7 protein-coding genes are annotated in these 5,523 nt (G+C 56.7%); 6 read left to right on the forward strand and 1 reads right to left on the reverse strand.

The window, feature by feature from the left end; translation table 11 throughout:
* From AAAB35_RS20685 to hflX, 6 genes are all read left to right on the forward strand, one after another.
* A partial coding sequence (locus AAAB35_RS20685) for a TrkA C-terminal domain-containing protein (RefSeq protein WP_340670156.1) occupies window positions 1-344 on the forward strand: 344 nt, incomplete at its 5' end.
* Window positions 345-363: 19 nt separating this feature from the next.
* Window positions 364-918 carry an MBL fold metallo-hydrolase gene (locus tag AAAB35_RS20690; RefSeq protein WP_340670157.1) on the forward strand — a complete coding sequence of 185 codons (555 nt, stop codon included), beginning with the start codon at window positions 364-366 and terminating at the stop codon, window positions 916-918.
* Window positions 919-1,135: 217 nt separating this feature from the next.
* The gene (locus AAAB35_RS20695; RefSeq protein ID WP_340670159.1) at window positions 1,136-2,230 is read left to right on the forward strand and encodes a lactonase family protein; all 1,095 of its coding nucleotides are present in this window, start codon (window positions 1,136-1,138) and stop codon (window positions 2,228-2,230) included.
* Between the two features lie 12 nt (window positions 2,231-2,242).
* A complete protein-coding gene (locus AAAB35_RS20700; protein WP_340670160.1) occupies window positions 2,243-3,109 on the forward strand; it encodes a D-amino-acid transaminase in 867 nt (288 codons plus the stop codon).
* A 120-nt stretch (window positions 3,110-3,229) separates the two neighbouring features.
* Window positions 3,230-3,469 (forward strand): RNA chaperone Hfq, encoded by a 240-nt coding sequence (gene hfq, locus AAAB35_RS20705; protein WP_008129219.1) that lies wholly within the window; start codon window positions 3,230-3,232, stop codon window positions 3,467-3,469.
* A gap of 49 nt (window positions 3,470-3,518) precedes the next feature.
* Window positions 3,519-4,880 carry a GTPase HflX gene (hflX, locus tag AAAB35_RS20710; protein ID WP_340670162.1) on the forward strand — a complete coding sequence of 454 codons (1,362 nt, stop codon included), beginning with the start codon at window positions 3,519-3,521 and terminating at the stop codon, window positions 4,878-4,880.
* A gap of 4 nt (window positions 4,881-4,884) precedes the next feature.
* Here the strand turns inward: hflX and mazG are convergent.
* Window positions 4,885-5,523, reverse strand: a 639-nt coding sequence (mazG, locus tag AAAB35_RS20715) for a nucleoside triphosphate pyrophosphohydrolase (protein WP_340670161.1), incomplete at its 5' end; no start/stop codon positions are given.

Raw genomic sequence — 5,523 nt, forward strand, 5'->3', positions numbered from 1 at the left:
CGCTGGGTATCGACGCACAAATCAGTCCGCGCAGCGTCACGATTTCTCGCGTACTCCAGCATGTCCGGCGGGGCCGCATCCGCGCGGTACACAGCGTCGAGAACGGCAAGGCGGAAATCATCGAGGCAGAGGCGCTCGAAACCTCGCCAATGGTTGGCGCCACGCTTGGGGAACTTGATTTGCCCGAGGGATTGCGCGTAGGTGCAATCTACCGCAACGGGGAGATCATCAAGCCCCAAAGCAGCCTGCGTATCAAGCCACGCGACCGGGTCATCCTCTTTGCCACGGCTGCGATAGTAAAACAGGTTGAGCAGATGTTCCGCGTCAGCCTCGAATTCTTCTGACCAGCAGGAAGTCAAGCCCATGAAACTGCAGCTTTTTCGCAACGCAACGCTCAAAATCGACTATGCGGGCTCGACGATATTGATCGATCCGGATTTCGGCCCCAAGCATAGCAGATCCTCATTCACCGGACGCTCGCCCAATCCGATGACCGATCTGCCAGTATCGACGGACGAAATTCTCGCTGGTGTGGATTTTGTCCTCGTTTCGCATCTTCATGCCGATCACTTTGACAAGGTTGCACAGGATCTCGTACCCAAGCATCTGCCCCTGATCTGCCAGCCAGGCGATGAGGAAAAAATCAGGTCATTCGGCTTTCTGGATGTAACCCCGCTCTACGAGGATCTGACGATCAATGGCATTTACCTGAAGCGCCGCGAGGGAAATCACGGATCGGGACCGGTGCTCGAAAAGATGGGGCAGGTGATGGGGCTCACCATCGAGGGCGAGGGCGAACCGTCGATCTATTGGGCCGGCGACACTATTCTCTATCCGCCGTACGCGAAACCATCAAGACGGCAGAACCCGACATCATCATCACCCATTCCTGTGGCGCCAAATGGGATGACGTTCTGATCGTGATGGACGCCGAACAGACGAGTGAAGTCTGCGAGATTGCAGCGCCCTCCGCCAAGGTCATCGCCGTGCACATGGAAGCGCTCGATCATGCGACGATATCGCGGAGCGCGCTTCGGACCTATGCGAACAGCCGGTCGGTTGATAAGCATAGACTCATCATTCCCGAAGATGGGGACGTTCTCCATCTAACAGCACCGAGCTCATGAGATATACGATGCCAAACACATTCGCATTTGTCGGAACGCAAAATCGCAATGGCCAGGGTACGGGAATCAGCGTCTATCGCTTTGACAGCGCGACCGGAGATTTGACGCCCGCCAGCGAATATCTCGCCATCGATAATCCCGGCTATCTCGCCATCGACGAGAAGCGCAAGCGTCTTTACGCCGCCGTGGAGATCCCTGCATGGAACGAGAACATGGCCGTCGCATTCGATATCGATCCTGCGACGGGCGAACTCTCCTACATCAACATGCAGTCAACGCTCGGCAATACCACCTGCCATCTCGGGTTCGATCGGCCGGGATCAACGATTTTCGCCTCGAACTACACGGTCGCCGACCTTGGCGAACGCCCCGGCAATGCGATCGCGGCGTTCTCGATACGCGACGATGGCGGACTGGATCCTGCCTTCGCGGCAGCCGCCCACGAGGGCAAGAGCGCGATCATTGCTTCCGAGAAACGACAGCACGGCCATTGTGCCGTGGCAAGCCCCGACAACCGATACCTTTTTGTCTGCGATCTCGGTCTGGACAGGATCATTGCCTATAACTTGCCAAAGAAGGGTGAGGGCCTCACCCTTGCGCGGGCACCGTTCGTTCAATTCCCGGATGGCGCAGGACCGCGTCATATGACCTTCCATCCGAACGGCAAGATCGCCTATGTCATCAACGAATTGAACTGCACGGTCAGTGTGTTCGAGTACGATGCTTCGCAAGGCGAGCTTAAAATCCTACAAACGCTGCCAAGCATCCCGGATGACTTCACGGACACGAACACCTGCGCGGAAATTGCGATCAGCGCCGATGGCAAGTTTCTTTATGGTTCCAACCGCGGTCATAACAGCATCGTCAGTTACGCTGTTGCGCCCTCCGGTGAAATCTCGCTGGTTGGCTGGACACCTTCGCAGGGTATCGGCCCGCGCAACTTCACCATCGATCCAAGCGGCGAATTCATGCTCGTGGCCAACCAGAAAGGCGGGGGTATCGCCATCTTCAAACGCGATGTTTCGACGGGAGCGCTTGTCGATACCGGTAAGCGTGTCGACCTGCCCAACCCGATGCGCATCGTCTTCGGCACGTTCGGTTGAGGTTGCAAGCAGATGTCACGCATTGCATATGTGAACGGTCAGTACGTTCAGCATTCCGAAGCTGGAATTCACATCGAGGACCGTGGCTATCAGTTCGCCGATGGCGTCTATGAAGTCTGCGAAATTGCACGCGGCAATATCATGGATATGACCCGCCATCTCGATCGTCTCAATCGTTCGCTGACAGAACTCAGTATCGCCTGGCCAATGGATCGCAAGGCATTGGTGGTGGTGATCAGGGAAGTGGTACGACGGAACCGCGTCCATCATGGTCTCGTCTATCTCCAGGTCACGCGCGGCGTTGCCAGGCGCGATCACGTCTTTCCGGCCGCCGGTACGCCTTCATCGATTGTCGTCACGGCCAAGCGCACGGACCCAAATACGTTGGCGGCAAGAGCGGCCAAGGGGATCAAGGTCATCACCGTCCCCGAAAATCGCTGGGAGCGGGTCGACATCAAGTCGATCGGTCTGTTGCCCAATGTCCTCGCGCGCCAACAAGCCAAGGAACAAGGCGCTCAGGAAGCGTGGTTCATCGATCCGGATGGCACGGTCAAGGAAGGCGCGGCGACCAATGCGTGGATTGTCACCAAGGACGGCACGCTTGTAACCCGTCCAGCGGAAAGTGGCATCTTGCGTGGGATTACCCGAACAACCATCTTTGATGTGGCGAAAAAGCTGGGTCTGAAAATCGAGGAGCGGGGTTTTTCCGTGGACGAAGCCAAGAAAGCCAAGGAGGTTTTCATGACGGCGGCGACCACGGTTGTAATGCCAATCGTTGCGATTGATGGCGAATCGGTGGCAAATGGCCATCCTGGAGAGACTACACTTTCCTTGCGGGAAGCGTTTTTTGACGTTGCGGAAAGAACGCCAGCCTGTTAACCGGAGAGTGAGGGGACTAACAGACGCACTTTTTCACCTCCCGCAGGAGTAGAGTCATATCCACTCCTGCTACTGAATGTTGTATAAGACGCTTTGCTGATCGCATAAAGGACAAGAACAATGGCTGAACGATCGCAGAATCTTCAGGATCTTTTTCTGAATTCAGTCAGAAAACAAAAGATTTCGCTGACAATTTTCCTCATCAATGGCGTGAAACTGACGGGTATTGTCACTTCCTTTGACAACTTCTGCGTGCTTTTACGTCGTGACGGCCATTCGCAGCTCGTCTATAAACATGCGATCTCGACCATAATGCCGAGCCAGCCCGTGCAAATGTTCGAAGTTGAAGAGAGCGACTGAAACCAATTTGACCAAAGAAACACGGCGTAACGCAACAAAGTCCAGCCAAATTGCCGGTAACGGCGAAACGGCCAAGGAACTGACGCGCGCCATCGTCCTCGTGCCCATTCTGCCGCAACGGTTTGCCGACGGCGGCAAGGATTCGCGCGGCAACAACAATCAACACGAATTCCAGCGCAGCGACGAAGCCCGCCTCGAAGAAGCCGAAGGGCTCGCGCGCGCCATCGATCTCGATATCGTCCATTCGGATGTCGTCCAGGTTCCCAACCCGCGCCCGGCGACCCTGCTCGGAACGGGCAGGGTGGAAACGATCGGCGAAATGGTAGAGGCTTCGCACGCTGAACTGGTGATCGTTGAACATCCGTTGACGCCGGTGCAGCAGCGCAATCTCGAAAAGGAATGGAATGCCAAGGTCCTCGACCGGACCGGGCTTATCCTTGAAATTTTCGGGCGTCGGGCACAGACCAAAGAGGGTGCCTTACAGGTCGAACTTGCCCACCTGACTTACCAGAACGGCCGGCTCGTGCGCAGCTGGACGCACTTGGAGCGCCAGCGCGGCGGTGGCGGCTTCCTTGGCGGCCCCGGCGAAACCCAGATCGAGGCGGACAGGCGCGCGCTGCAGGAAAAAATACTGCGTATCAAGCGCGAACTCGAAACCGTCGTGCGCACGCGAACCTTGCACCGGGCCAAGCGCAAGAAGGTGCCGCATCCGGTTGTGGCGCTTGTCGGCTATACCAATGCCGGGAAATCGACGCTGTTCAACCGGCTGACCGGAGCAGGGGTCGTCGCCGAAGATATGCTGTTCGCCACCCTTGATCCGACGCTGCGCCGCATACGCCTGGAACACGGCGAAACAATCATCCTTTCCGACACAGTGGGTTTCATATCGAACCTTCCGACGCATCTGGTTGCCGCGTTCCGCGCAACGCTTGAAGAGGTCGTCGAAGCCGATCTAATCCTGCATGTGCGCGATATTTCTGACCCGGATACGGCGGCCCAGGCCGAAGACGTCCACGCAATCATGGAAAGCCTCGGCATCGAACGCGGTGACTCCAAGCGGATAATCGAAGTCTGGAACAAGATCGATCTTCTTGACGATGCCGGCCGAGAAGCGGCTCTGCGCCAGAGTTCGGCCGTTGCCGGGAGCGAACGTCCGATCCCGATCTCGGCCTTTACGGGCGAGGGTGTGGACGCGCTGCTTCAGGAGATCGAGAGCAGGATTTCAGGAACCCTTTCGAAGGTCAGGATTACACTTAAACACGACCAGATGCGTCTGATGGATTGGATTTACCAGCATTCCAGCAATGTGAAACGCAAGGACCTCGACGATGGGTCGATTGCGCTGACGATGGACATGACTATCGCGTCGAACCAGATGCTTGAGGAAAAACTCAGCCGAAACAACAGGTAGTGCGCTACTTTGCGGTTTTCGCCTCTTGCCAAAGCGCTTCCATCTCTTCGAGCGTAGCAGCATCGAGCGAATGATCCTGTTCGGCAAGCTTGCGTTCGATATAGTGAAAACGCTTGCGAAACTTTTCATTGGTCCCGCGCAACGCGCTTTCGGGCTCCAGCTTCAAATGACGGCCGAGATTGACGATCGCAAAGAGCAGATCGCCATATTCTTCTTCCGTATCCTTGGCGTCGCCACTCGCGATCGCTTGTTTCAACTCGCCGATTTCCTCTTCGATCTTTTCGAGAATGGGCGCCGCTTCCGACCAGTCGAAGCCGACCTTCGCCGCGCGTTGCTGAAGTTTCAGCGCGCGCATTAGGGCCGGAAATCCGTGCGGAATATCGTCGAGAAAACCATCCTTTTCAGCGAGGCTGAGATTGAGGGCGGCACGACGCTCGCGCCGTTCGGCCCTTTCCTCGGCCTTGATCTTGTCCCACATTCCCTTGGCCATACCAGGGCCACGGGCCGCTTCCTCACCAAATACGTGTGGATGCCGGCGAATCATCTTGTGCGTGATAGCCTCGACCACGTCGCCGAAGTCAAAGGCCTTCAATTCCTCGGCCATCCGGGCGTGAAACACGACCTGAAGCAGAAGGTCGCCGAG

Source organism: Phyllobacterium sp., assembly GCF_037994425.1.
In the GTDB taxonomy this organism is placed as follows: domain Bacteria; phylum Pseudomonadota; class Alphaproteobacteria; order Rhizobiales; family Rhizobiaceae; genus Phyllobacterium.